This window comes from Bradyrhizobium sp. SBR1B, from assembly GCF_014198205.1.
Classification (GTDB): Bacteria; Pseudomonadota; Alphaproteobacteria; order Rhizobiales; family Xanthobacteraceae; genus Bradyrhizobium.
This window is the reverse complement of record NZ_JACIHC010000006.1, coordinates 345,302-371,189: the sequence shown is the minus strand read 5'-3', so window position 1 is coordinate 371,189 and position 25,888 is coordinate 345,302. Positions and strand designations below refer to the sequence as shown.

Sequence of the window (25,888 nt, the reverse complement as noted above, 5' to 3'; positions counted from 1 at the left end):
TGAAGCTTGAATGGATCGTCTCGTCGCCCTTGCCGTCAACCGGCGCTTCCTGATGGTCGGGATGTTCGTCGCCGTGCTGATCGGCGGCGTCATCGCCTTCAACCAGCTCAACATCGAGGCCTATCCCGATCCGACCCCGCCGATGGTCGACATCGTGACGCAGAGCCCGGGGCTGTCGGCGGAGGAGATCGAGCGCTATATCACGATCCCGATCGAGACCCAGGTCGCAGGCCTGAAGAACATCACGACCATCCGCACCATCTCGCTCTATGGTCTCTCCGACGTCAAAATCCAATTCTCCTTCGCCTATACTTACGAAGAGGCGTTGCAGCAGGTGCTGAACCGCCTGGCGCAGCTGGCGCCGCTGCCGGGCAACGTGCAGCCGCAGATCTCGCCGCTCAGCCCGATCGGCGAGATCTTCCGCTACCGTCTCGTGGGTCCGCCGAACTACAGCGTGCTCGATCTCAAGACCATCCAGGACTGGATCCTGCAGCGCCGCTTCCGCGCCGTGCCGGGCGTCATCGACGTCACGGGATGGGGCGGCAAGAGCAAGACCTATGAGCTCCAGGTCGACTTCAACAAGCTGGTCGCCAACGGTCTGACGCTGCCGCAATTGCTCCAGGCGGTCGGCAATTCCAACGTCAATGTCGGCGGCAACACCGTCAATATCGGCCAGCAATCGGCCGTGGTGCGCGGCGTCGGCCTGATCCGCTCGATCGACGATCTCGCCAATACCATGGTGGCGCAGACCGGCGGCAATCCGGTGCTGGTCAAGGACGTCGCCACCGTCACCGTCGGTCAGAAGCCGCGCCTCGGCATTGCCGGACTCGACGAGTCCGACGACATCGTGCAGGGCATCGTCCTGATGCGCCGCGGCGAGCAGAGCTCGCCGACCATCAAGCGGGTCCATCAGCTCGTTCAGCAGATCAACAATTCCAGCATCCTGCCGCCCGGCGTGCGCATCGAGCGCATCTACGACCGCGGCGATCTGATCGAGCTCACCACCCACACCGTGCTGCACAATATGGTGGTCGGCATTCTCTTGATCGTGCTGCTGCAGTGGATCTTCCTCGGCGATCTGCGCAGCGCGCTGATCGTCGGCGCCACCATTCCGTTCGCGCTGTTCTTCGCCGTCATCATCCTGGTGCTGCGCGGGGAATCGGCCAATTTGCTCTCGGTCGGCGCGATCGATTTCGGTCTGATCGTCGATGCCACCGTCATCATGGTGGAGGCGATCTTCCGCCGTCTGACCCAGACGACGCCGATGTCCGAGACCGAGCATATGTCCCATGAGACGCTGTTCGGCATGAAGAGCCACGCCATCCTCAGCGCGGCCGCCGACGTCTCGCGCTCGATCTTCTTCGCCGCGGCGATCATCATCGCGGCCTTCCTGCCGCTGTTCACGCTGTCCGGCGTCGAGGGCAACATCTTCGGGCCGATGGCTCGCACCTACGCCTATGCGCTGGCCGGCGGGCTGCTTGCGACCTTCACCGTCACGCCGGCGCTGTCCGCGATCATCCTGCCCGCGCATGTCGAGGAAACCGAGACCAGGGTGATGCGGATCCTGCACCGGTTGTACTCGCCGTTGCTGCGATGGGCGGTCGCCAACCGCAACATCGTGCTCGGCGGTGCGGTCGGCCTCGTGCTGATGACGGTGGCGCTCAGCCGGCTGCTCGGCCTCGAATTCCTGCCGAAGCTGGAAGAGGGCAATCTCTGGATTCGCGCCACGCTGCCGCCGACCATCTCGCTCCAGGAAGGCAACAGCTACGTCAACGAGATGCGCAAGGTGATCCGCGCCCGGCCCGAGGTCGAGTCCGTCGTGTCGCAGCACGGCCGTCCCGACGACGGCACGGACGCAGCCGGCTTCTTCAACGCCGAGTTCTTCGCGCCGCTCAAGCCGATCAGCCAATGGCCCGGCACCCGCGACAAGGAAGAGCTGACCGCGCAACTGCTCAAGCAGCTCGACGATCGCTTCCCCGGCGTCGAGTTCAACTTCTCGCAATATCTCCAGGACAACGTTTCCGAAGCCGTCTCCGGCGTGAAGGGCGAAAATTCGATCAAGCTGTTCGGCAGCGACCTTCAGGCGCTCACCGACACCGCCAACAAGATCAAGTCGGTGCTGGCCACGGTGCAGGGCGTCACCGATCTTGCGGTGTTCACCTCGCTCGGGCAGCCGACCGTCCAGATCGACATCGACCGCGCCAAGGCCGCGCGCTACGGCCTTGCGCCGGGCGACATCAACGCCACCATCAAGGTCGCGATCGGCGGCGACACGGCGGGCGATCTCTACGAGTCCGGCTCCGATCGCCACTTCCCGATCATCGTCCGCCTCGCGCCGGAATACCGCCGCAGTGCCGAGGCGATCCAGAATTTGCGCATCGGCGCACCCGGGCCGAACGGCACCGTCACGCAGATTCCCCTGAGCGAGGTCGCCACCATCAGCCTCGTCTCGGGCGCGGCCTACATCTATCGCGAGCAGCAGGAGCGCTATCTGCCGATCAAGTTCTCGGTGCGCGAGCGCGACCTCGGCAGTGCGATCCGCGAGGCCCAGCAGAAGATTGCCGAGCAGGTGCAGCTGCCGCCCGGTTCGCACATGGACTGGGTCGGCGAGTTCGGCAATCTCCAGGACGCGATCCGGCGGTTGTCGATCGTGGTGCCGATCTCGCTGGCGCTGATCGGCGTGCTGCTCTGGTTCAATTTCGGCTCGATGACCGACACGCTGCTCGCGATGAGCGTGATCCCGATGGCGATCTTCGGCGGCGTGCTGGGCCTGTTGATTACCGGCACTGCGTTCAGCGTCTCCGCGGCGATCGGGTTCATCGCGCTGTTCGGCATCGCCGTGATGGACGGCATCATCATTCTGTCGCAGTTCAACCAGCTCATCGAAGAGGGCATGGACCGCGCGAGCGCGGTGGTGCGCACCGGTGAGTTGCAGCTCCGGCCGGTGCTGATGACCTGCGTCGTCGCCGGCGTCGGGCTGCTGCCGGCAGCGCTGTCCGAGGGCATCGGCTCGCAGGTGCAGAAGCCGCTCGCGGTCGTCGTCGTCACCGGCATGATGCTGGCGCCGGTCGTGATCCTCGTGACCCTGCCGGTCCTGATCTCGTTCTTCTCGCGCCGCGCGCGCTGACCGTCAAAATCCGTAGAGTCGTGCCGGGTTGTCGACCAGGATCTTCTTGCGCACGTCGGCATCCGGTGCCCACACCGGAAGCTGGTTGAGCAGGCGGCCGTCGTCGATCTGATAGAGCGGCGCGATGTCGGTGGCTTTGCGTCCCTCGACACGGCTCGAATCCGGATGCGGCCAGTCGGTGCCCCAGACGACGCGATCCGGGTTGGCCGCGATCAGCGCCTGCGCGAACGGCACCATGTCCTGATAATCCGGCGCGAGCTTGGACGAGCGATAGGCGCCGGAGATCTTCACATAGGCCTTGCCGGACTTCACCAGCGCAGCGAGATCGGAGAAACCCGGCTGCTCCAGGCCGAGCGAAGCTTCCAGCCCGCCGAAATGGTCGAACACGACAGGTACCGGCGCCGTCTCGACGAGGTCCTTGATCGCCGAGATCATAGGAAGCGTGGTGTAGAGCTGCACGTGCCAGCCGCGCGCCTTCATGCGCTCGATGGCGGTGGTGAAGCGTGACCTGCCGACATTGGGATCGTTGACGCCGCCGGTTGCGAGATTGAGGCGCATGCCGCGGAAACCGTCCGCCTGCATCGCATCGAGCTGTGCCTCGGTGGTCTTGTCGTCGATCACGGCGACGCCGCGCGCATTGGCGCCGCGTGCCTTCATGCCGAACAAGGTCGACGAATTGTCGGTGCCGTAGACGCTGGGGGTGACGATCACCACGCGCTCGATATGCAGCGCCTTGTGCAGTGCAGCCATTTCTTCGGGGCTTGCCGGCTCGGGCGTGTAGACGCGCCCGGCGAAGAACGGAAACTTCTCGACGTCGCCATGAATGTGAGTGTGGCAGTCGCAGGCATGCGCGGGGACGTCGAAATTGACCGGCGTCGCAGGCTGCGCCGCGCGGGCGTGGGCTCTGTTGGTCATGGCTACTCCGGCGGCGAGGGAGGCAAGCAGGACGCTGCGTCGATTGAGCACGGTTTCTCTCCCTGGTTGTTTTATTTGGCAGTGTGCCGGGACGGTACCACATCAGCCGAATCGAAGCTGCGCTTCGTTGCATAGCTGCTCGACGATGTCCGCAAGCAGACGTGAGCCGTCCACGCGCACGACCGGGCAGGGCAGGCCCGCGAGCCATGCTTCATGTTTGGCGAGACTGCGACCTTCGCGGTCACCGGCCTCGTAATGCGAAGCCCATTCGACGAAGGCTTCGGTCTGCTCATGACGCCAGCCGCCCGGTGCGACGGCATCAGCACCGAAATGCGCGGCCTCGCGGGCGCGCAACCGCGTCAACCGTAGTTCGCGGGGCGTGACCACGAAGACCACGAGGTCGAAATACGCGACAAGTTCGTCGCCCCAGCCGGTGGCGGTTCCGCTCAAGACCCAGTCGTGCCGCGGTAGGAACATCTCGCGCATCAGGCGTAGCCGATCCGCGGCCGGGCGCGTCGTCTGGTAGGGCGGCGCGGTCGGCAGCCAGAAATAGTCGTCGCTATCGTGATGCGGCAGCGCAAGTCGGCCGGCGAGCGCCCGGCCGAGCGTCGTCACCCCGGAGCCCGAAGCGCCCGTCAGATGGATGCGGCGGCTTTTCATGGGCACCGGCCCGATAGATTGAAACTACTGCCCCGACGGCGTGCGCAGCCCGTGCCAGGCGTCGCGGACCTGGTGGTAGTGAACCTCGGGCAGATAATCCGGCGTGTTCAGGCTCAGCGTCTTGACGTCGAGATGGCCGATGGCGCTGAGCAGCGTGTAGGAGGCGATGACGCGATCGCGGTTGGCGCCGATCAGGCGGGCCTTGGCCTGGATCAGATCGGCCTGTGAGTTCAGCACGTCCACCGTGGTGCGCTGTCCGCCGGCGGCCTCGCGCTGCACGCCCTGGAGCGCGACGGTCGCGGCCTTCACTTCGGATTCCGAGGCCGACACGGTGATCTTGGCGCCTTCATTGGCGACCCAGGCGCTCACTGCCGCCGTGCGGGCCTGGTTGCGGACCTGATCGAGCACGAGCCGGCTCTGCGCCGTGATCTCCTTGGCCTGCCGGGTCTGCGCCGCGGCCTGGCCGCCGTCGTAGATCGGCGCGGTGACATTGGCGACGATCGAGGCCTGGTCCTCGGCGAAGGTGCCGAGCGTCGGGTCATTGTTGCGGCTCTTGCTGGCGCTGCCCTGGATGGTGGCGCTCGGCAGCAATGAGCCTTCGGCGATGCGGATGTTTGTGGAGGCGACATCGACGTCGAAGCTGGCGGCCATCACCGCCGGGTGCTGGCGGATTGCCATCGTCATGGCGTCTTCGCGGCTCTTCGGCAGATAGCGATCGACGGCCTCGGCGGGGCGAAGCTGCGACGGCGCATTGCCGATCACTTGCGCATAGGTCGCCTGGCTGACGGCAAGCGCGACTTCGGCGGCGTTGAGATCGGCAAGGCCGCGGTTGAGGCGCGCTTCGGCCTGCGCGCTGTCGGTCGGCGTGACATCGCCGGCGTTGAGGCGTCGCTGGGTGACCGAGAGCGTCTCGCGCAGGAAGGCGACGTTGGAACGCTGCGCCTCGACCAGCGACTGGTTGGCGAGCACGTTGGTGTAGGCGGTGACCGCGTCGAGCAACACGCCCTGGCCGACATTGCGCAGTGCCTCCCGGCCCGACTGCACCTGGAGCTCGGCGGCCCGCACGTTGTTGGCGGTGCGGAAGCCATTGAACAGGGTCTGCGTCACGGTGACGCCGATGACCCATGGCTTCAAATTGCCGGTCTGGATCGTGTTGTCGGGCAGCAGATTGCGCACCGATTGCAGGCCGGCGCTGAGGCTCGCCACGATCTGCGGCCGGTAACCGGCGAGGGCCTGCGGCACGTTCTCGTCCGTGGCGCGTTGTCGCGCACGTTCGGCATTGAGCTGTGGATTGGTCTGGTAGGCCTTGGCGAGCGCCTCCGGCAGGGCTTCGGCCCAGGCGGCGGAGGGCAGGGCGCAACACAGCGCCAGCGTGGTCCATGTCGCAAGTACAGGACCCACGCCCGATCGATGCCGCGTCAACTCGCGACCAGCTCTGGCGGTACGCCCAATCATGTATTCCCGCTCAACCTCGGCTGTCCGCCCCCGCCGACGGTGGCCTCTTAACTGTTTAACCAGCCGAGGTCCCGCAGGCAAACTGCCGCGGGCGAAACCCCCATGAAATCCGTGCTTGTTGCAGCTTCGTCACAGGGTTTCACGGGAACGCGGCCGAGCCTTACACCAGCCTGACCCGTTCCCTGACGTTACCGGTTCTTGTTCACCGGCTTGCGCTTCTCGATGAACGCCGCCATGCCCTCGGAGCGGTCCTCCAGCGCGAAGGTCGAGTGGAACAGGTTGCGCTCGACGCTCATGCCCTCGGCGAGCGTGGTCTCGAAGGCGCGGTTCACCGCTTCCTTGGCCATCGCAGCCGCAGGGCGCGACATCGCGGCGATCTTCTCGGCCGCCGCCATCACTTCGTCCATCAGCTTGTCAGCGGGCACGATGCGGCTGACGAGCCCGCTTCGCTCGGCTTCCGCCGCATCCATCATGCGGCCGGTGAGGCAGAGGTCCATCGCCTTGGACTTGCCGATCGCGCGCGTCAGACGCTGGGTACCTCCGATGCCGGGAATGGTGCCGAGCGTGATCTCGGGCTGGCCGAACTTTGCGGTGTCGGCGGCGATGATGAAATCGCACATCATGGCGAGCTCGCAGCCGCCGCCGAGCGCATAACCGGCAACCGCGGCAACCGTCGGCTTGCGGCAACGCGCGATCCGGTCGCCGCCGATCGCGGCGAAATCCTCGGAGAACATGTCGATGAAGCCTTTCGGCTGCATCTCCTTGATGTCGGCGCCGGCGGCAAAGGCCTTCTCGCTGCCGGTCACGACGATGCAGCCGATGGCGTCATCGGCCTCGAGATCGTCGACGGCAGCTGCGACCTCGCGGAAGACGCCGAAGGAAAGCGCGTTGAGCAGCTTCGGCCGATTCAGCTTGATGATGCCGACCGCGCCTTTGCTTTCGACGATGATGTGTTCGAACGTGCTCATGCTCCACCCACGCTTTTGATTGGGCAGGCAATGTGCCCGCTGGCGCGGTGAGCTTCAAGGGGCTAACGGCCGCCGGAACACGCAGCGAGATGCGCGTTCCGGGGAGGTTTCTCAGGCCAGGATCGGGCCCGCAATCACGCCATGAACATGCGCGCGGCGGACGCCAGCGTCAGCAGCGTGCCGACGCCGATGAAGATCTTGCCGATCAGGGAGCTCTGGTCCCAGGCAGAGCTTTGCTGGGCGCTTGCCATCACCGGTGCCGGCCGGGGCTGGGCCTCGGTTGCGGCAATCACCGCCTTCTGCGCCGGCGGGTTGTCCTGTTGCGCAGCGCGGTCGATGTCGTTGAGCTGATCGGGCGCGACGACCTGGCTCTCGGCGTTCGCGGCATTGGTATTATCGGCCGCTGCCTGGACATTGGTGTTGGCGCGGTCCGTCATCGCCGAGGCCGCTGCCGCAGTCGGGGTGTCGGTTGTGGCGACCTGCGCATTGGCGTTGGCGACCGCCGGCGGCATCTGGCTCGAGGCCGGGACGCTACTATCGGCCGTGTTGTCGGCCGCCTTGTTGTCAGACTTGGCCTCGTCGGCCTGGGCCGGAGCGGCGGTCTTGTCGTCGGATTTCTGTGCTGTCTTGCCGCTGGTGGTGGTGCGGCGTGACTCATGGCGCCGGTGCTTGCTCGGCTTGGCCGCGTCGGCCTGCTTGCCCGCGCTGTCCGAATTGCTTGTGGTTGAGCTTGGGGCCGCCTGTGCAAGGCCTCCGAACAGCAACAATAGGCCGGCCAGAACGATCAGGGCCGCGCGCCCGCTGGCTTTCATCATGGTGATGATCTCCCCAATTCCGCCCGTCCCGGAAACGAACAGAGACCCCGGGGCGTGACGACAGCGGGGCAGAAAATGGGAATCTTCGGGCTACACCGGGCAAAACCGGGGCAGACCGGACCCCATGAAGCCAGCCGCCGGGTGCGGGACGGGCCGATCGGTGTTATGAGCCGTCGCAGACGTTTACGGCCGGATCGGTCGCGGTGTCCGGGGCATATCACGAATTCGTGATCTCGTCGGACCCGCGTAACAAATTGAACGGACGGCCGAATTGCATGGTGAGGGGCGCGCGTGCGCGGACGTGAGGACGAATGGACCGGCCTGATGCGGTCGGCCATGGCTGGCGATGATGCGGCCTATCATCGCCTGTTGAGGGCGGTCACGCCGGTGCTGCGTGCTGCCGCGAGGCGAGGCCTGGCACGGGCAGGCCAGCCTCCCGACCAGGCCGAGGATATCGTGCAGGAGATTCTGTTGGCGGTGCATCTGAAGCGGCACACTTGGGACAGCGAAGCCCCCTTCGCGCCCTGGCTGTTTGCCATCGGCCGCAACAAGCTGATCGACGCGCTGCGCCGGCGCGGCAGGCGCGTCTTCGTCAATATCGACGATTTCGCCGAAACCCTGCCGGGCGAGGCGCCCGAGGAAACGGCCTCCGCGGGCGAGGTCGCGGCCCAGCTCAACACCCTGCCGCAGCGCCAGCGCGACGTGCTGCAGTCGATCGCGGTCGAGAGCGCCTCGATCAAGGATACGGCGGCGAAGTTTTCGATGAGCGAGGGTGCCGTGCGGGTCGCGCTGCATCGCGGACTTGCGGCGCTGACGACCAAACTGCGGGATCAGTAGTCATGGACACCGATCAACTCATCCGTTCGCTCGCAGCCGACAACGCCCATCGGGCGCCGCGCGTCGGCACCGTGCTGACCACGGCGCTCCTGGTGGCCGCGCCCTTGTCGATCCTGATCTTCGCGACGTTCCTCGGCGTGCGTCACGACGTGATGAGCGCGATGCACAACCCGTTCTTCGACATGAAATTCGCGGTGACGCTGTCGCTCGCGATTCCCGCCATCATCGTCAGCCTGCATCTGTCGCGTCCGGAAGCCCTGCTGCGCGGCTGGGGCTGGCTGCTGCTGCTTCCCGTCGGACTGCTCGCGGTCGCGATCGGCAGTGAGGCGATGATGGCGCCGGCCATGCCGATGACGATGCGCTTGATGGGCAAGAACTCAAGGGTGTGCCTGGTCGCAATTCCGGCGATGTCGCTGCCGCTGCTTGCGGGGGCGCTGTTCGGCCTGCGCCATGGCGCGCCGTCGCGGCCGGCGCTTGCCGGAGCGCTCGCCGGCCTGGTGTCGGCCGGCCTTGCCGCGACCCTCTATGCCTCGCACTGCACTGACGATTCGCCGCTGTTCGTCGCGACCTGGTACACGCTCGCGACCGCGCTGGTGACCGCGATCGGCGCGGCGGTCGGGGCGAGGGTTTTGCGTTACTAGCGCGCCGGCCTCACGCCGCCGGCGTCGTGCCCAGCTGCATGCGGTGGAAACGCAGCACCTGCTGCGCGGTCGAGCTGCGCAGCGCCTCGTAAACGTCGCGCAGCGTCAGCATGTCGGTCTGCGAGCCGCCGGAGAGCTTCTCGCGCATGGCGATGATGGCCCGCACGCTTGGCCAGGACATGCCCGCGACCTTGGCGAGGATCATCACGCCCTCGGTGCGGCTTTCGATCATCATGGTCTCGGCGGTCTCGACCGCGACGCCCGCGAGCGCCGCGAGCCCCGCATTGGTTTCGTCGAACTTGCCCTGCTCGGCGAAACTGGTGATCTGGAATTCGTTGAGACGGCCGTCTTCGTGCAGCGACTTCACCAGCGCGCGCGCCATCTCGGTCTGCTTCGTCATGGCGGCGGCGCGGACCCTCTGGGCCACTTCCTGCACCACGCTCGACACCTCGTCCATGAGTTCCGGATGCGCGGCCTCGAGCTTCCTGCGCACGCTCAAGGACGCCTTGGCGACCAGCTTCAAATAGTGATGGCGCGGCAGGTCCGGCCGCAGCCCGATGCAAGTGGCGAGGTCGTCGTCGCGCTCGGCGCGGATGACGAGATCGGTGAGGCTTCCCTCGGAGAGCCGCGCGCCCGGATTGCTGACGGTCGATTGCACCACGTCCTCGTCGCCGCGCGTCACCAGCACGTCGGTCAGCGCTTCCGACAGCACCCGTCGCAGCGAGATCGCCTTGAGATGCGCCTGACCTCGCGTGCGCGCGATCTCAATCAGGGTCGTCTCGTCGAGCCGTTCCGATTTCGACAGCACGGGGCCGGAGACCTCGATGACCTCGTCGAGCGCGAGCGTGCGCATGATTTTCGGCGGCGCGGCCGCGATCGGTGCGAGGCGGTCGGCGAGCAGCGCCTTGGCCGAGGTCTCGATCTGCTCGATCAGGCACTGGAACACGTCGTCGAACACGCGGATGTGGTCGTCGGAATAATCCACCGCGTTGCCCACGAACAGATCGGTGACGCGGCGCAGCGTCTCGACCCGGCGCGCGACGGTGCCGTGCGAGAGTGCAGCCTGCAGTTCCTCGAGCAAATTCTCGGATGTTTTTGCGGATCTGGATCTCATGGCCCTGTCCTGGAGCGCTCGGTCCGGCGGCGGCTTCTGTCGCAGCGGGAAGAAATGGATTGGTCAGCTCGTTGCAATGCGGTTGCGCCCTTGCGCCTTGGCGGAATAGAGCGCGCGATCGGCGCGCGCGAGAAACGTATCGGCAGTATCGACGTCGCGCAGCGTCACGACGCCCGCGGAAATGGTCACGCGCAAATTCAGGGAGAATGCGCTCCAGTCGAGATCGGCGACGATGCCGCGCAAGCGCTCGAGCGTGCGCTGTGCGGCCTCGCCCGTTGTGTCCGGCAGCAGCAGGAGGAATTCCTCGCCGCCGTAGCGGCCGAAGCAGTCGGCCGGGCGGATGTTGGCGAACATGGTGATCGCGAAGGTGCGCAGCACCTCGTCGCCGACGGGGTGGCCGTGGGCGTCGTTGATGCGTTTGAACCAGTCGAGATCGATCAGCGCGATCGCGCAGGGCGTCGATGCCTGCCGCGACTTTTCGATCTCGGAGTCGAGAAGTCGCATGATGCAGCGGCGGTTGTAGGAGCCGGTGAGTTCGTCGAGCTCGGCCAGCTCCTCGATGCGCTGATAGGCGGCCTTCAGCTCGATGCTGCGCCGGTACAGGATCTTGCGCAGCGTGGCGCCGAACAGGCCGAGGAAGGCGCACTGGCCGATCACCAGCACGAAACAGAGCATCGAGGCGGTTCGCTCCAGCCGGGTCGCAACCGGCAGCCCGATCGGCAGGTCCGAGCCCAGGAAGACCAAAGCGAGCCCGCAAGTCGCAAGGCCCCAGGTGACCATCGCCTGGTGAGAGGTCATGCGCAGCGTGCCAAATGCGAAGATCAGGAACAGCACGGCGAGGAAAGCGACCCCGGCCGTCGGCACTGCGAGCAAGAACAGCAGCTGCAGCGCCATATGCGCCGAGATCTGGAAGACGGTGAGGTAATGATCCTCAAACCGGTCGCCGAAGCCGGCTTCCGACAGCACGGTGAACGTACCGATGATCAGGAGGCCGCCGAGCCAGAATAGCGACGGAACGGCCATGGAGACCGTGCCGCCATAGGCGTAGAGCAGCAGGACCGAGGCACCCAGCGAATAGCTCGCCACCTGGCCGATATACATCTGGCGGCGCTGCCGGGCTCGGCGCGCCAGCACTTCGGACGCCGCCGCCTCGGGCGTGAGCACGAGATCCGCGACCTCAGCGGCATTCCTCTCGGGAAAGGACGTCGCGGCCGTGCTCATGGTCCCGCCAATGGTGATGTCAGCGTAAAAATCTACGTGGCAAGCCTTTAGGTTTGGTATCCTTTGAAACCGAATCCGAACCGTGCAGCGCGGAACAAGGTGCTAGGCTGGCGGGGAAATTTTGCCGGCGATCAGGCATCCGTTTGCGATGCGATCGAGCCTAAGCCGGGCTTGGCGAGACATATGTCGTGCAGGGTTGCTATGGAACCGAACGAGGCCGGGCCGCCTGTGCCGGACAGGCATTCCGCAGGGAAGTATCGCAGTATTATGTTACCGATCTGGATGAAGACGGCCGATGGCCGGGGGTGGGACAAGAAAAATACGCGTATGTGGGGTAGGTCACATAGGCGACCGTACGACTGCGGTAGATTGAACAATTTTGCGCCCCCGGTCGAACCGTCCGCCGCGCCGACCCGACCAACTTTGCGAGACGGCCTTTGAGCGTGACACAGGCGGCTTCGGACGAGGTCCTGATCGCCAGGATCGCCCAAGGTGACCGGCTCGCCATGCAGGTGCTGTACGGGCGGCACCATGTCAGGGTCTACAGGTTCGGGCTGAGGCTCGTGCGGGACGAGCAGGCGGCGGAAGACCTCATCAGCGAGGTATTTCTCGACGTCTGGCGTCAAGCCGGCAAGTTCGAGGGCCGATCCGCCGTTTCTACCTGGCTACTGGCAATCACCCGTTTCAAGGCCCTGTCTGCGCTCCGGCGCAGGAAGGATTTCGAACTGGACGAAGACGCCGCCAACGCGATCGAGGATACGTCCGACAATCCGGAAACGGTGGTGCAGAAGAAGGATACCAGTGAAGCGTTGCGGGAGTGTCTGACGGGCCTCTCGCCGGACCATCGGGAAATCGTCGATCTCGTCTACTACCACGAGAAGTCCGTGGAAGAGGTGGCCGAAATCGTCGGAATACCGGAGAACACTGTGAAGACGCGCTTGTTCTATGCGCGCAAGAAACTGGCCGAACTGCTGAAGGCAGCCGGCGTTGAGCGAGGCTGGCCATGATGGCTTTGAGCAAGAAGATGCTGGAGCAAGAGCCCAGTGAAATTGAACTGCTGCTGCCGTGGCACGCGGCCGGCACGCTGAACGCGCGCGATGCGCGGCGGGTCGAGGATGCGCTGGCGCGCGATCCCGAGCTTGCCAGGCAATATGCCGCAATCCGCGGCGAGTACGAAGAGACCATTCATCTGAACGAGAGCTTGGGCGCTCCGTCGGCGCGCGCGCTGCAGAAGCTGTTCGCCGCGATCGATGCCGAGCCGGCGCGGGCGAGCGGCTCGCTGCCGCTGTCGGCGCGCATCTCGACCTTCTTCGCGAGCCTGTCGCCGCGCACGCTGGCGTGGTCGGCGAGCCTCGGCGCCATCGCGCTGATGCTGCAAGCCGGAATCATCGGCGCCGTGCTGATGAAGAACCAGCCCGCGACCTTCCAGACCGCTTCGCTCTCGACCAGTGGTCCGATCACTCGCGAACTCGGCACCACCGTTCCGCCGGCGCGCGCGCTGGTGCGCTTCACGCCCGAGGCCCGCGTCGCCGACATCACCGCGCTGCTCGACAGCTACCAGGCCTCGATCATCGGCGATGCCAAGGGCGGCATGTTCCGCCTCCAGTTCGACAAGGCGATGAGCCAGGACGAGCTCGCCTCGCTGCTCGGCAAGATGCAGCGCGAGAAGTTCGTCAACCTCGCCGTCGCGGCGCCTTAAGCGCGCCGCTGATCCGATGACAGGCAAGTCCGAGAGCAGGGTGCGCGCCGGAGCCTACGCTTCATCGGTCGGCGCCGCGCTTTTGATCGCCGCCTGTCTCGGCGTCGAGGTTGCGCAGGCGCAGGCGATCATGCGCACGCCGACGATCAGCGTGCCCACGCGAACGCCGACCATCTCTCCGAGCATCGCCCCGCGCATCGGTCCGACCATCTCGGCCAGGGCGGTGTCCGTCGACCGCGGCCCGCGGACGATGGCGACCATTCCCCACACCACGACGTCGCGCCTGCGGCCGACGACGACGGTGCTGCCCTATGCGCGCTACTCGCCGAACCTGTATCCGGCCTGTACCGCGCCCTATCGCGATGCCGACGGCGAATGCCTGGCGCAGCCGAATGCCGGCGGCGGTGGCTTGGGCAAATCCGCCAAGAAGAGCGCCGGCAAGGGCCGCGGCAACGCCACGCCGGCCGCCGCCAATCTTCGCAGCTTCGCCAACGAATTCGTGGCCGAGATCGACGGCACATTGTCGCCCGCTGATGCCGACGCGTTGGCCCGCCGGCACGGCTTGACGCGGATCTCGTCGGAGAGCTTCCCGCTGATCGGGGCTACGTTCGGTCTGTTCCGCATCACGGATGGCCGGCCGTACGAGACGGTGCGGCGCGAATTCGCAGCCGACGGCAGCGTGCGCTCGCTCCAGCCGAACTTCCGCTATGTGCTGCAGGACCAGAAATCGCCGCCCCCGACCGAAGGCGATCCTGCGCAATATGCACTGACAAAGCTCCGCTTGCCGCAGGCGCATACGCTGGCGCACGGCGCCAACGTTACGGTTGCCGTGATCGACTCCGGCATCGACACAAGGCATCCCGAGCTCGCCAATTCCGTCGCCGACAATTTCGATGCGCTCGGCAGCGCGGAGGGGCCGCACGTCCACGGCACCGGCATCGCCGGCGCCATCGTGGCGCATGACCGGCTGATGGGCAGCGCGCCCCAGGCGCGCATCATCGCGATCCGTGCCTTCGGTGGCAGCAATGGCGGCGCCGAGAGCTCGTCCTACATCATCCTGCGGTCGCTGAATTACGCCGCCGAGCACGGCGCGCAGATCGTCAATATGAGCTTTGCCGGACCGAAGGACGCGGTGATCGAGCGCGCCATCGCGGCGACCGCCGCGCGCGGCCTCGTGCTGATCGCCGCCGCCGGCAATGCCGGCGCAAAATCGCCGCCGCTCTATCCGGCCGCCAATCCCAACGTGATTGCCGTCAGCGCGACCGACCAGCAGGACAGGCTATTCACCGCGTCCAACCGCGGCAATTACATTGCCGTCGCGGCGCCCGGGGTCGACATCTTCCTGCCGGCGCCGGACGGCAAGTACCAGATGACGTCGGGAACCTCGTTCTCGGCCGCCTATGTGTCAGGCGTCGCGGCGTTGCTGCTCGAGCGCAATTACACCTTGAAGCCGGAAGCGCTGCGCATGACGCTGGCGAAGACCGCGCGCGACCTCGGCTCCCCCGGGCGTGACGAGCTTTTCGGCGACGGCCAGACCGATGCGTTTGCCGCGGTCATGGCTGTTCCCGCCGACAGCGCGACGCCGGTTGCGGCTGCCTCCGGTACAACAAAACGTGAAGATGCCGGCAAGCGTCGCGATGAGCCTGGCACCCGCGCGATCGAACAACCTTCGTTGTCGAGTGCGGACGATAAATCCACGATTTCTCAGGCGGATAGGCCGGCGACGCGATAGCGGCTGCGACAAAGATGCGCGCGGGCCGAAGGTCAAAAAATCGAACCCCGCATTGAACGTTCAGCCAGCTGCCACGACCAAATTATGTGGGAGCGGTCATCCCTCCCCATCAGTCATATCAGGCGCGAGCGCCCATCCACCCCAAGCGCCCATATGGCTTGACCCGTCCGGTTGTCCCCCCGGACGGGTCTTTTCTTTTCGGCATCCGATTCTTCAAAGCGTCGCGTTCGTTCAGCTTGCGGTTGATGGGACGCCGCCATGTTCGAGTCGGCTGTTCGCCCGGCGCGTCGCACCTCCGCTATGCTTGTGCGAGGCTTGACTCGAAAACACAGCAAATCTCCGCACGACTACGGTGATTGACGACGAATGCCGTGTCGTTGCTGGACAAGTCAAAACTTTTCCACAAAATATTCATGTCGCGTCTAAATTGATTCGTGTGCGTTGCGTCCTCCGCGTCCGTGTTTTCCCCTGACGGGCTGGTTCATGACACATCGCCAAGAGTCTAGCTGCACGTCCGATTGGGCGTCTGCGCGTGCTGTGGTTGCTGGCCGCGACGTCGCGGCGCGCTGGTGCGCTCTCGCCGAGCAGCGGCTGCAACATCTCTCCGAAATGTTCGAGACCGGCCGCTGGCGCCGTTATCACTCCGAGATCGCATTCCTCGAAAACATCCAGGAAGCCAAGCGCGCGGTCCAGACCTGGCGCGCGCTCGCGACCGGTGGGGACGTCGCCGAGGCGGCCGCGAGCGTGACGCCGGCATTCGGCTGGTCGCCGGCGACCATGCCCCGCGTGTTTCCGCGCGAGCAACAGGCGCAGATCGTGCAGCCCAAGACCCTGCAGCCAAAGGCCGTCCACATCGCCCCCGAGACCGCCGTGCCGGTCAGGCTCGATCCGAAGCCGGACGTTCTCACTGAGATCACCAAAGCCCCGGTCGCGCCGCTCGCCGCGCCCGCAGCCTCCGCTGCGATGGCGTCGTTTATCGCGCCTGCCGAGATACCGCCGCTCAAGGCTCCAGCAGCGAAGGCGCCGCTGACCGCACCTGCCGTGAGGTCACCGCTCGCCGGGCCCGCCGCAATGGCGCCGCGCGCGGCGCCTGAAGTGAGACCGCCACTCGCGGTCCCTGCCGCGAAGCCGCAGACGGCTGCGCCAGCTGCAATGGCATCGCTCCTGCCGCAGTTCACCCCGCCGGCCGAGGAAATCGTCGCAGCCCCCGAGCGCGTCGTCGAATTCACCTTCAGCCTCGACGGCCTCGAAGCCAAGTACCCGCTGCTCAGGAACGCGTTCTAGCGTCTGGCGGCCAGAGGCGACGGGCGGCTTTAGCGCCGCACCGCATTGCCGCCGAGCACCACCTGCGCGAACCGCTGCGCGCCGTCGGCTGACAGATCCGACGTCACCGCACGCGCATGGTCCAGCCCGACCACGGCACCGCGCGGGGTCTCGGAGATCATGTTGTTGTTGACCAGCGCGATGCCGGCGCCCGACACGACGGAGACGCCGACGCCGGCGAGGGCCTTGCGGATCACGTTGCCCGTGATCGCGACGTCGCGCAGATATTTGCCCCAGCCGGCGACGATGCCGTAGGACGGTGCGTTCTCGATCACGTTTCCGGTCACCGAGGTATCCGCCTCGATGTAGATGCCGACGCCGGCATCGTCGTCCGGCGCGGTGCCGATCGGGCGCTTCGGAACGAGGTTGCGGATGATGTTGCCCTGGACCACCGCGATGCGGCCGCCTTCGTTGAAATTGCAGACGGAGACGCCGACCGCGGCGCCGTCGACCGTGTTGTTGGCGATCACCGCGGCCTCGAACGAAAACTCCGAATAGAGCGCGACCTCGCGAACGTCGCTGACGCTGTTGCCTGTGATGTGGATGTTGGAGGCGGAGTTGCCACGCACTGCGGAGTAATCGCAGTTCCTGATGCGGTTGCCGCGCACGATCACGTTGCCGGCGCGAAAGGCGTTGATGGCGTTGCCGTACTGGCCGGAGCCGCCGGGGCCGGCCTTGATGTTCTCGATGCGGTTGTCGGCAACCAGCGTGCCGTCGTCGCCGATCGCGGTGCGCAGGATCTCGATGCCGTTGTCGTTGGTGCCGAGAATCGTGTTGCGCGAGACGCTGAGGCCCCTGGCGTCGAACGAGACCACCGCCGTCACCATGATGTCAGTGAAGATGTTGCCGGAGATGTCGCCGGACACCTGTTCGAGCCAGATGCCGCTGCCGCCTGAATTCGTGATCTCGCAATCAGTGATGCGCGTGTCGCGCCCACCGAGGACATGGATCAGCCCGCGCCGCGCCGGCAGCGGAATGCTGCCGCCGTCGAAAGTGATGCCGGTGAGGCCGATGGAGTCCGAACCGTCGCTCTGGATCGCCGAGGCGCCGCCGGTGAAGACGAGTTTCGTCGCCCCGCGCACACCGATCAATTGCGCGCCGTTGGGCAGCCGCAACAGCCCGGCGCGATAGACGCCGGGTGGTAGCGCCAGCGGCAGCTGTGCGCGTGCAGCTTCGTCGATCGCGCGCTGCAGCGCGCGGGTTTGATCTTCGCTGCTGCCGGGCCGCACGCCGTATTGTGTGGCATCGCGGCCGAGCAGGGATGTCAGTGGTGCCGCGCGCGCGGCGTCGGCCGGCATGGCGAGCGCGCCCGCGATGCCTGCGGTCGAAGCCCCGATGAGATGACGGCGATTGAGGTCCATGACGCGTCCTCCGGCGGAGGCGGGAGGGCATCCGCGCCGACTAGGTAGCGCAGGGCAGGCGAGGGCGCGGGGATTGTTCGCGGTAGGGTTAAATGTTTACGCAGAGACGGTGCCGTAGGGTAGGCAAAGCGTAGCGTGCCCACGATTTGACGGGAGATGGAACGAGATGGTGGGCACGGCGCAGGGGCGCCTTTGCCCACTCTACGAAGCCGGCGTGTTCCGCCCCTTCCTCGCCAACGCCACCATCTCCATCAGCATCGCTTCCCCCGCATCCACCAGCTCTTCCAGCGTGATCCGCGGCGCACCCTTGCGCCGAACCGCGCCGCTGCGTGCGAGCGAGGGAATGTGGATGAACGCCGCGAGCTGCGGGCCGCCCGCCTTCACGTTCTCGATCGCGCGCCAGCTCAGGTAGTTGCAGAGATAGGCGCCGGCATCGCGCGAGGAGCGCGCATCGATGCCGGTGAGGCGCGCAGCGCGCAGCAGCCTTGCCGTGTGCGGACCGAAATTCATCGCGTCGGCATGGCCGGCGATGCCCCGCTTGCTCGATCGGGTGTTGGCGGCATCGGGCCAGAGCATGGTGACGGCGTTGCGCGCGCGGGTCTCGATCCGCAGGTAAGGCGTGCGCGCGGCGAGGCCGAACATCAACAGCGCATCCGGCTTCACCTTCGCGAGCACGTCAGGCAATTGCCGGTCGACCGCGGCATAGGTGACCGGGAAGATGTGACTGGAGATCGCGACATCGTCGAGTGCCGGACGGCGCAGTTGGGCGAGTCGCGCGACCAGCGGCTGGGTCGGGTTATAGGGGGCACCGGGAAACGGTCCGAAGCCGGAGAGGAGAATGCGGAGCTTTTCGCTCATTTCAGCAACTCCAAGATCTGCTCGGCGGCGAGGGCCGGCGTGAGATGGCCCTCGGCGACCTCGGTCTCGATCTTCCGGACCTTGGTGCGAACCGAGGCCTCGCTGCGCAGCCGCGCCAGCATGCGCTGCTCCAGCATCGACCACATCCATTTCACCTGCTGGTCGCGCCGCCGCGCGGCGAAATCGCCGGACGCATTCATCGCCTTGCGATGGTCTAAAACCTTCTGCCAGAGGTCGGTGATGCCGGTGCCGGCCAGCGCCGAATAGGTGACGACGGGTGGGTGCCAATGCTCGGACCTGGGGCTGAGGATATGCAGCGCGCCGCGATAATCGGCAGCGGTGATGTTGGCGCGCTTGAGATTGTCGCCATCGGCCTTGTTGATCGCGATCATGTCGGCGAGCTCGACAAGGCCCTTCTTGATGCCCTGCAATTCGTCGCCGCCGCCCGGCAGCATCAGCGCGAGGAAGAAATCGGTCATGTCGCAGACCGCGGTCTCGGACTGTCCTATGCCGACGGTTTCCACCAGCACGACGCCGAAGCCGGCAGCCTCGCATAACAGCATCGCCTCGCGCGTTTTCGCGGCGACGCCGCCGAGCGTGCCCGAGGACGGCGACGGGCGGATGAAGGCATCGTCCGAGGCCGACAGCCGCGCCATCCGGGTCTTGTCGCCGAGGATCGAGCCGCCACTGCGAGCCGAGGACGGATCGACCGCGAGCACCGCGACCTTGTGGCCCTGCTCGATCAGATAGGTCCCGAGCACATCGATGGTGGTGGACTTGCCGACGCCGGGCGATCCCGTGATGCCAACGCGGAACGCCTTGCCGGTCTCCGGCAGAAGCCTCTGCACCAGCTCCCGCGCCAGCGCCTGATGGTCGGCGCGCCGGCTCTCCACCAGCGTGATGGCCCGCGCCAGCGCCGCGCGGCTGCCGCCGCGGAGCTCCTTGGCGAGGGTCTTGATGTCGAGCGAGGGCTTCTTCTCAGTCATGCCCCTGCTTTACAATGCCGAGGCGGGGCAGGCGAGGCCCGCCCGCCCGATATCACCGGCTCGTGGCTGCCGCGGCTTGCGGCTGTTTTACCTTGCGCCAGACCCACACCATCACCGGCCACAGCAGCGCGCCGATCGCCATCGCGGCGAGGATCGCTGCGACCGGGCGCTCGAAGAACGGCAGGATACTGCCGTCCGACTTGATCAGCGAGGTCACGAAGGCCTGCTCGACCATGGTGCCCATGACGATGCCGAGCACCATCGCAGCGACGGGATAGCCGTTCGCCTCCATGACGTAGCCGATCACGCCGAAGGCGGCGACGGTGACGACGCCGAACATGTTGTTGCCGATCGCGAACGAGCCGACGGCGCAGCACAGCATGATGATCGGCATGGAGCAGCTTGCCGAAGATGAGGTGGATGGCGAACGGCGACAGCGCGGCGAGCGGCAGCGCCAGCTTCCACTTCGCACCGAGCGCGGTCGAGGTCACGTAGACCATGATCGCCGCGGTGATGATGAAGCCGAGCCGGTCGGCCGCGGCGACGTAAAACAGCAGCAGCGCTGGCGGCAGCAAAGCGCGCAGGCCGTAGAGCTTGCCCTGCGGCGGAGGAGCGGCCGCCTGGCCGTCCTCCAGCGGGATCAGCTCTTCCTCCTCCTCGAAGGAGTGGCCGATCCCGAACACGATCGCGAGCCCGCACAGCGCAAGGCCGCTGCCGATCACGAGCGGAAACACGTTGGGGCCGACCGGCTGACCCGGCACCGGCGGCAGGATGTAGCCGCCATAGGCGGCAGCCGCGCCGAGGACGACGAGAAACGATCCCGTGACGGAGTCGGGAAGACGCATGGGGAGGAGTCCTACAGGAGGTGCGCTCCCTCTCCCCGCTTGCGGGGAAAGGGTTGGGGTGAGGGGGGCTCGCCGCGGGCGAGGTGAGAGTTGGAGGCGTGGAGAGTCCCCCTCACCCGAATTCGAGCAAAGCTCGAATTCGACCTCTCCCCGCACGCGGGGAGAGGTGATGCAGTGAGCGAACCAACCACGTCAGCCAAAGTCATCTCACGCGAGAGCTGTGAAAGGTCACGCCTTGCTCAAGCCCGCCGCTTTCATCGCTTCACCCATCTGGGCGTCGCCCTTGTCCATGAAGCCTGCGAACTGGCCGGCATCGCCCCACACGGTGCCGAAGCCGCGATTGCTCATGAAGTCCTTGAACTCGGCGGACTCGTAGACCTTCTTCAGCGCCGCGGTGAGCTTGGTTGCGATCTCCGGCGGCAGGTTCTTCGGGGCGCCGATGCCGCGCCAGGCGCCGGTCGCATAATCGATGCCCATCGCTTCCTTCAGCGTCGGCACGTCCTTGAAGATCGGGTTGCGCGCGGGCGCCATGATGGCGAGGCTCCTGGCCTTGCCGGCCTCGATGATGGCGCGCGCCTCCGGCACCGAGCAGGTGGTGAGGTCGAGGCCGCCGGCGGCGAGATCCTGCATCGCAGGGGCCGCGCCGTTCGACGGCACCCAGGCGACCTGGTTGGCGGGCAGGCCCATCGCCTGCATCCAGCCGACCAGCGCCAGATGCCAGATGCCGCCCTGGCCGGTGCCGGAGGCCTTGAACTTGCCGGGAGGCGCCGCCTTGATCGCGTCGGCCAGCTCCTTGACCGTCTTGTAAGGGGAGGAGGAGGAGACCTGGATGCCCGGGGGATCCTCGTTCATCAGCGCCAGCGGCGTGTAGCTCTTCGGCGTCAGCTCGGTGAGGCCCTGCCAGTGCATCATCGAGATTTCGACGGTCAGCATGCCGATGGTGTAGCCGTCGGGCTGTGCGGTCGCGATCGCGCTATGGCCGACCACGCCGGAGCCGCCGGTGCGGTTGACCACGTTGAAGGGCTGGCCGAGGTCCTTTTCCAGAAGCGCTGCGACAATGCGCGCGGTCGCGTCGGTTCCGCCGCCTGCGCCCCATGGCACGATCACGGTGACCGGCCGGGCCGGATAGGCTTGTGCGCGTGCGGGCTTGAAGCCGAAAGCGGCGGACGCGGCAACGGCGGCGGTCGAAGCCGCAAAGGTGCGGCGCGAAATCTTGGACATTGAATCTCTCCCAGCGGCGCCCGTGACGTCGGGTGCTCTTCTCAATGTGCCATTCTAGTCGGCTTTGCAGCACCGCCGCAAGGTAGCGCTACCAACGAGATCGCCATGTTGTGTGAAACCATGATGCCCATCGGATGGGCGGTCGGAAATCGGGTGGGTTTTGCTAGCGCAATTCGCCAACCTCTGCGCGTAACGAAAGCCAAAGGCAAGCCACCGATGACCCAAGCCTATTATAGCGCCGTGCTGGACCGCCCGCTGGACGAAGTCTGGTCGCTGATCCGCGATTTCAACAACTATCCCGCTTACATCGACGGCGTGAGCGAGAGCGAGATCGAAGACGACAAGCGCGGGGATGAAGTCGGCGCGATCAGGCGCTTCTGCCATCTCGGAAACTGGATCCGTCAGCGCCTGGTCGATCACTCGGATCGGCAGCACACCCTGACCTATGCCGGTCTCGACGCGCTGCCGTATCCGCAAGATGACGGAAGCCAGACGCCGGCGCCGACACGCTATCAAGGCACCATGCACCTGCGCCCGATCATCGAGGGCGATCGCACCCTCATCGAATGGTCGGTGGCTCTCGATACCGAGCCGGCCGATGCTGCTCGCTGGCAGGCGCTATTCGCATCCTGGATTCCCGATTGGACGGACTCACTTGCGCGGACGCTGGCGCGGTCCAGTTAGCGACCGCTCACGGCTCCCCGGCGTCGCCCTTCGGCCGCGCGCCGCCGAAGATGCGCGCGCCTTCCGCGGTGAGATACGGCTTCAGCGTCTCCCACGGCACGAAGGCGACATACTCGCCTTCGGCGTAGGGGCCGACGGCGTAGGGCGGATAGTGGAAGGTGAGGCCGGAGCTCTTGCCGACCTCGGTTGACGGCGCGAGCGTCACCGCGCCGATCTTGAGCAGGCTCGGCGCGACGCCCTTGAACCATTCGTCGGTCGCGGTCTGGCTGGTGCCGCGCTTCGTTTTCTCGGTGCGGAGCGAGGCGATCACGGCCTTCACCATCACCTTCATCGTCCCCCCGTTATCGGCAGTCCCGGTGAAGAATGGGCGGATCGAGATGCGCTTGCCCTCGGACTTGTCCCACAGGATCGTGTTCACGTCCGAGTTGGGATGCGCGCCGCGGGTGTTCATGTAGTCGTTGCGCAGCACGCTGATGTAGCGGTCGGCGATCACCGAGCGGATCTCGTATTTGCGCTCGAAGTCCCAGCCGCCTTCCCTAGAGGACTGCGGATCGGCTTTGCGCGCGGCGGCAGCTTCGGCGGCATTCTTGTCGAGCCATTTTTTGCCCTCCGCGACGCAATCCGCCGCCAGCGCCGTATCCGCCTTGATCCTGTCGTCGAGGAACATGCGCGCCTCGATGCTCTTGGTCTTGACGGCGGCGTCGGGCTTGGGGTCGGCGGCGTGGGCGGGACCGAACAGCGCGCTGCAAACCGTGGCGACGCCGAGCGCGCGCATGAACATTGGCGCGAAAAACATCACGCAAATTCCTTCTTGTCGGGAAATAGACGGCGAAGCTACTCCGCCGCTTCGCTATGCCCGAGCCGCGCATTCAGCTTGCGGATCAGCTCTTCAGCCGCATCCGCGATCACCGTGCCCGGCGGGAAGATCGCTTCAGCGCCGGCCGCGTAGAGCGCGTCGTAATCCTGCGGCGGCACCACGCCGCCGACGATGATCATGATGTCGTCGCGGCCCTGCTTCTTGAGCGCCGCCTTCAGCTCCGGCACCGCGGTGAGGTGGGCCGCGGCGAGCGAGGAGACGCCGAGGATGTGCACGTCGTTCTCGACCGCCTGCCGCGCGGCCTCATCGGCGGTGGCAAACAGCGGCCCGATGTCGACGTCGAAGCCGATGTCGGCAAACGCGGACGCGATCACCTTCTGGCCGCGGTCGTGGCCGTCCTGGCCGATCTTGGCGACGAGGATGCGCGGGCGGCGGCCCTCGGCCTCCTCGAAGGCGTCGATCAGCGCCTGAACCTTCTCGACCTGATTGCCCATGCTGGACGCCTCCCGCTTGTAGACGCCGGTGATGGATTTGATTTCGGCGCGGTGCCGGCCGAACACTTTCTCCATTGCGTCAGAGATTTCGCCGACGGTCGCCTTGGCGCGCGCCGCGTCGATCGCGAGCGCGAGCAGATTGCCATTGCCTTCGCCGGCCGAGCGCGTCAGCGCAGCGAGCGCGGCATCGACGTCCTTCTGGTTGCGCTCGGATTTCAGCCGCGTCAGCTTGTCGATCTGCAGGCGGCGGACATTGGTGTTGTCGACCTTGAGGATGTCGATCGGCGCCTCGTCGGTCGGCTTGTACTTGTTGACGCCGATCACCGCCTGCTTGCCGGCGTCGATCCGCGCCTGCGTCTTGGCGGAGGCCTCCTCGATGCGCAGCTTCGGCAGGCCGGCCTCGATGGCCTTCGCCATGCCGCCGAGCTCCTCGACCTCCTGGATGTGGCCCCACGCCTTCGCCGCGAGGTCGCGCGTCAGACGCTCGACGTAATACGAGCCGCCCCAGGGATCGATGATCCGCGTGGTGCCGCTCTCCTGCTGCAGGAACAGCTGGGTGTTGCGGGCGATGCGCGCCGAGAAGTCGGTCGGCAAGGCGAGGGCCTCGTCGAGCGCATTGGTGTGCAGCGACTGGGTGTGGCCCTGGGTCGCCGCCATCGCCTCCACCGTCGTGCGCATCACATTGTTGAAGACGTCCTGCGCGGTCAGCGACCAGCCCGAGGTCTGGCTATGCGTGCGCAGCGACAGCGAGCGTGGGTCTTTGGGGTTGAAGGGCTTGAGCAGCTTCGCCCAGAGCAGGCGCGCGGCGCGCAGCTTGGCGACTTCCATGAAGAAGTTCATGCCGATCGCCCAGAAGAACGACAGGCGCGGCGCGAAGCGGTCGACGTCGAGACCTGCAGCTAGGCCGGCGCGCAGATATTCGACGCCGTCGGCGAGCGTATAGGCGAGCTCGAGATCCTGCGTCGCGCCGGCCTCCTGCATGTGATAGCCGGAGATCGAGATCGAATTGTATTTCGGCATCTTTTGCGAGGTGTACGCAAAGATGTCCGAGATGATCCGCATCGAAGGCGCGGGCGGATAGATGTAGGTGTTGCGCACCATGAACTCTTTCAGAATGTCGTTCTGAATGGTGCCCGAGAGTTTCTCCGGCGGCACGCCCTGTTCCTCGGCGGCGGCGACGTAGAGCGCGAGGATCGGCAGCACCGCGCCGTTCATGGTCATGGACACGCTCATCTGGTCGAGCGGAATCCCCGCGAACAGCGTGCGCATGTCGTAGATGGAATCGATGGCCACACCGGCCATGCCGACGTCGCCGCCGACACGCGGATGATCGCTGTCATACCCGCGATGGGTGGCGAGATCGAAGGCGACGGAAAGGCCTTTCTGGCCGGCCGCGAGGTTGCGGCGGTAGAACGCGTTGGAATCCTCCGCCGTGGAGAAGCCGGCATATTGCCTGATAGTCCAGGGCTGGTTGACATACATGGTCGGGTAGGGCCCGCGCAGGTAAGGCGCGATGCCGGGATAGGTCTCGAGGAAATCGAGCCCGGCAAGATCGGCCTCGTCATAAGCGGGCTTCACCAGAATGCCCTCGGGCGTCAGCCAAGGCTCGGCGCTGCCTGACGGTGCAGCGGTGGCGGCACGCTCGAAGGCGACGTCTGCGAAGTTCGGTATACGGCTCATGCGTGCAATCCTCGCCCGAAGAACGCTCCGGCGACCAGTCCAGATATCATGCCGATAGCAGAATAAAGCTCAAGGGAATGCGGCTGATTGGGCAATACGCCCAGCGCAATCCAGAGCCAAGTGATGACGGCCCCGCCGGCCGCGCCGATCAGCGGAAACGCGAGCTGCGCCAGCATCGGCCGGCCCCTCAGGAACGGATAGGCCAGCGGAAACAGCCCTAGCGTGACTGGGGCAGCCAGCACCGCCGCCAGTACGAGAGCAATCAGCAGGATCGGAAAGATGATCACCGCGATCAGCGAGAACGGGAAACTCACGATGACGCCGAACATCGTCCCGGTCAGCGCTGCCATTACCGTAGCGATCGCGCCGAGACCCATCATTCCAGAAGTTTCAGTTGCGCGCATGCTGTCCTTGAACTGACCTGTCATGACATTC

The 25,888-nt window shown here is 66.0% G+C and carries 22 protein-coding genes and 2 pseudogenes; 8 read left to right on the top strand and 16 right to left on the bottom strand.

Going from position 1 to position 25,888, the window contains the following annotated elements; translation table 11 throughout:
- Nucleotides 1-10: 10 nt before the first annotated feature.
- On the top strand, nucleotides 11-3,127 hold the full coding sequence (locus GGD61_RS18920; RefSeq protein WP_092256709.1) for an efflux RND transporter permease subunit: 3,117 nt from the start codon (nucleotides 11-13) through the stop codon (nucleotides 3,125-3,127).
- 3 nt (nucleotides 3,128-3,130) lie between these two features.
- On the opposite strand, the gene GGD61_RS18915 is transcribed toward GGD61_RS18920, so the two are convergent.
- The 5 genes from GGD61_RS18915 to GGD61_RS18895 form a co-directional block, all read right to left on the bottom strand.
- Entirely contained in the window at nucleotides 3,131-4,093 is a 963-nt protein-coding gene (locus GGD61_RS18915) for an amidohydrolase family protein (RefSeq protein WP_092256706.1), read from the bottom strand.
- Between the two features lie 51 nt (nucleotides 4,094-4,144).
- Nucleotides 4,145-4,702: a hypothetical protein gene (locus tag GGD61_RS18910; RefSeq protein ID WP_092256703.1), complete on the bottom strand. Its 558-nt coding sequence runs from the start codon at nucleotides 4,700-4,702 to the stop codon at nucleotides 4,145-4,147.
- Nucleotides 4,703-4,726: 24 nt separating this feature from the next.
- Complete coding sequence (locus GGD61_RS18905; protein WP_092256701.1) at nucleotides 4,727-6,157, bottom strand: TolC family outer membrane protein; 1,431 nt, start codon at nucleotides 6,155-6,157, stop codon at nucleotides 4,727-4,729.
- Nucleotides 6,158-6,345: 188 nt separating this feature from the next.
- The gene (locus GGD61_RS18900) at nucleotides 6,346-7,125 is read right to left on the bottom strand and encodes an enoyl-CoA hydratase (RefSeq protein WP_092256698.1); all 780 of its coding nucleotides are present in this window, start codon (nucleotides 7,123-7,125) and stop codon (nucleotides 6,346-6,348) included.
- Between the two features lie 134 nt (nucleotides 7,126-7,259).
- The gene (locus tag GGD61_RS18895) at nucleotides 7,260-7,940 is read right to left on the bottom strand and encodes a hypothetical protein (protein ID WP_092256694.1); all 681 of its coding nucleotides are present in this window, start codon (nucleotides 7,938-7,940) and stop codon (nucleotides 7,260-7,262) included.
- 291 nt (nucleotides 7,941-8,231) lie between these two features.
- Here GGD61_RS18895 and GGD61_RS18890 point away from each other — a divergent pair, with 291 nt between their 5' ends.
- On the top strand, nucleotides 8,232-8,777 hold the full coding sequence (locus GGD61_RS18890; protein WP_092256690.1) for a sigma-70 family RNA polymerase sigma factor: 546 nt from the start codon (nucleotides 8,232-8,234) through the stop codon (nucleotides 8,775-8,777).
- A gap of 2 nt (nucleotides 8,778-8,779) precedes the next feature.
- Nucleotides 8,780-9,418 carry an NrsF family protein gene (locus GGD61_RS18885; protein ID WP_018315730.1) on the top strand — a complete coding sequence of 213 codons (639 nt, stop codon included), beginning with the start codon at nucleotides 8,780-8,782 and terminating at the stop codon, nucleotides 9,416-9,418.
- A 10-nt stretch (nucleotides 9,419-9,428) separates the two neighbouring features.
- Here GGD61_RS18885 and GGD61_RS18880 read toward each other — a convergent pair whose 3' ends face one another.
- Both GGD61_RS18880 and GGD61_RS18875 read right to left on the bottom strand, forming a co-directional pair.
- A complete protein-coding gene (locus GGD61_RS18880) occupies nucleotides 9,429-10,532 on the bottom strand; it encodes a DUF2336 domain-containing protein (RefSeq protein WP_092256687.1) in 1,104 nt (367 codons plus the stop codon).
- 63 nt (nucleotides 10,533-10,595) lie between these two features.
- Entirely contained in the window at nucleotides 10,596-11,753 is a 1,158-nt protein-coding gene (locus GGD61_RS18875; RefSeq protein ID WP_092256684.1) for a GGDEF domain-containing protein, read from the bottom strand.
- Nucleotides 11,754-12,190: 437 nt separating this feature from the next.
- Here GGD61_RS18875 and GGD61_RS18870 point away from each other — a divergent pair, with 437 nt between their 5' ends.
- The 4 genes from GGD61_RS18870 (at nucleotide 12,191) to GGD61_RS18855 (ending at nucleotide 16,468) form a co-directional block, all read left to right on the top strand.
- A complete protein-coding gene (locus tag GGD61_RS18870; RefSeq protein ID WP_018315733.1) occupies nucleotides 12,191-12,760 on the top strand; it encodes a sigma-70 family RNA polymerase sigma factor in 570 nt (189 codons plus the stop codon).
- A complete protein-coding gene (locus GGD61_RS18865) occupies nucleotides 12,757-13,452 on the top strand; it encodes a hypothetical protein (protein WP_018315734.1) in 696 nt (231 codons plus the stop codon). Before GGD61_RS18870 ends, GGD61_RS18865 begins: the two co-directional genes overlap by 4 nt.
- Nucleotides 13,453-13,468: 16 nt before the next feature.
- The gene (locus tag GGD61_RS18860; protein ID WP_183230989.1) at nucleotides 13,469-15,184 is read left to right on the top strand and encodes a S8 family serine peptidase; all 1,716 of its coding nucleotides are present in this window, start codon (nucleotides 13,469-13,471) and stop codon (nucleotides 15,182-15,184) included.
- Nucleotides 15,185-15,721: 537 nt separating this feature from the next.
- Nucleotides 15,722-16,468, top strand: a complete 747-nt coding sequence (locus GGD61_RS18855; RefSeq protein ID WP_177237118.1) for a TIGR03809 family protein — start codon at nucleotides 15,722-15,724, stop codon at nucleotides 16,466-16,468.
- A gap of 29 nt (nucleotides 16,469-16,497) precedes the next feature.
- Here GGD61_RS18855 and GGD61_RS18850 read toward each other — a convergent pair whose 3' ends face one another.
- The 6 genes and pseudogenes from GGD61_RS18850 to GGD61_RS18825 form a co-directional block, all read right to left on the bottom strand.
- Complete coding sequence (locus tag GGD61_RS18850; protein ID WP_092256676.1) at nucleotides 16,498-17,868, bottom strand: TIGR03808 family TAT-translocated repetitive protein; 1,371 nt, start codon at nucleotides 17,866-17,868, stop codon at nucleotides 16,498-16,500.
- A gap of 201 nt (nucleotides 17,869-18,069) precedes the next feature.
- Nucleotides 18,070-18,726 carry a pyroglutamyl-peptidase I gene (locus tag GGD61_RS18845; protein ID WP_092256673.1) on the bottom strand — a complete coding sequence of 219 codons (657 nt, stop codon included), beginning with the start codon at nucleotides 18,724-18,726 and terminating at the stop codon, nucleotides 18,070-18,072.
- Nucleotides 18,723-19,712, bottom strand: coding sequence for a methylmalonyl Co-A mutase-associated GTPase MeaB (gene meaB / locus GGD61_RS18840; RefSeq protein ID WP_092256670.1), 990 nt, complete (start codon nucleotides 19,710-19,712; stop codon nucleotides 18,723-18,725). Before meaB ends, GGD61_RS18845 begins: the two co-directional genes overlap by 4 nt.
- 52 nt (nucleotides 19,713-19,764) lie before the next feature.
- Nucleotides 19,765-20,115, bottom strand: a pseudogene (locus tag GGD61_RS18835) (tripartite tricarboxylate transporter permease); the annotation flags it as partial.
- Between the two features lie 49 nt (nucleotides 20,116-20,164).
- Nucleotides 20,165-20,557: pseudogene (locus GGD61_RS18830) on the bottom strand (tripartite tricarboxylate transporter TctB family protein); the annotation flags it as partial.
- A 228-nt stretch (nucleotides 20,558-20,785) separates the two neighbouring features.
- On the bottom strand, nucleotides 20,786-21,778 hold the full coding sequence (locus tag GGD61_RS18825; RefSeq protein WP_092256664.1) for a tripartite tricarboxylate transporter substrate binding protein: 993 nt from the start codon (nucleotides 21,776-21,778) through the stop codon (nucleotides 20,786-20,788).
- A gap of 120 nt (nucleotides 21,779-21,898) precedes the next feature.
- Between GGD61_RS18825 and GGD61_RS18820 the strand changes: the two genes are divergently transcribed.
- Nucleotides 21,899-22,462 (top strand): SRPBCC family protein, encoded by a 564-nt coding sequence (locus GGD61_RS18820; RefSeq protein ID WP_246785953.1) that lies wholly within the window; start codon nucleotides 21,899-21,901, stop codon nucleotides 22,460-22,462.
- Nucleotides 22,463-22,469: 7 nt separating this feature from the next.
- On the opposite strand, the gene GGD61_RS18815 is transcribed toward GGD61_RS18820, so the two are convergent.
- The 3 genes from GGD61_RS18815 to GGD61_RS18805 are packed head-to-tail and all read right to left on the bottom strand — an operon-like array spanning nucleotide 22,470 to nucleotide 25,881.
- The gene (locus tag GGD61_RS18815; protein ID WP_177237108.1) at nucleotides 22,470-23,258 is read right to left on the bottom strand and encodes an RsiV family protein; all 789 of its coding nucleotides are present in this window, start codon (nucleotides 23,256-23,258) and stop codon (nucleotides 22,470-22,472) included.
- A 38-nt stretch (nucleotides 23,259-23,296) separates the two neighbouring features.
- Nucleotides 23,297-25,453, bottom strand: a complete 2,157-nt coding sequence (gene scpA, locus GGD61_RS18810) for a methylmalonyl-CoA mutase (RefSeq protein ID WP_092256658.1) — start codon at nucleotides 25,451-25,453, stop codon at nucleotides 23,297-23,299.
- Entirely contained in the window at nucleotides 25,450-25,881 is a 432-nt protein-coding gene (locus GGD61_RS18805) for a hypothetical protein (RefSeq protein WP_143109051.1), read from the bottom strand. The genes scpA and GGD61_RS18805 overlap by 4 nt, the downstream gene beginning before the upstream one ends.
- Nucleotides 25,882-25,888 lie beyond the last annotated feature (7 nt).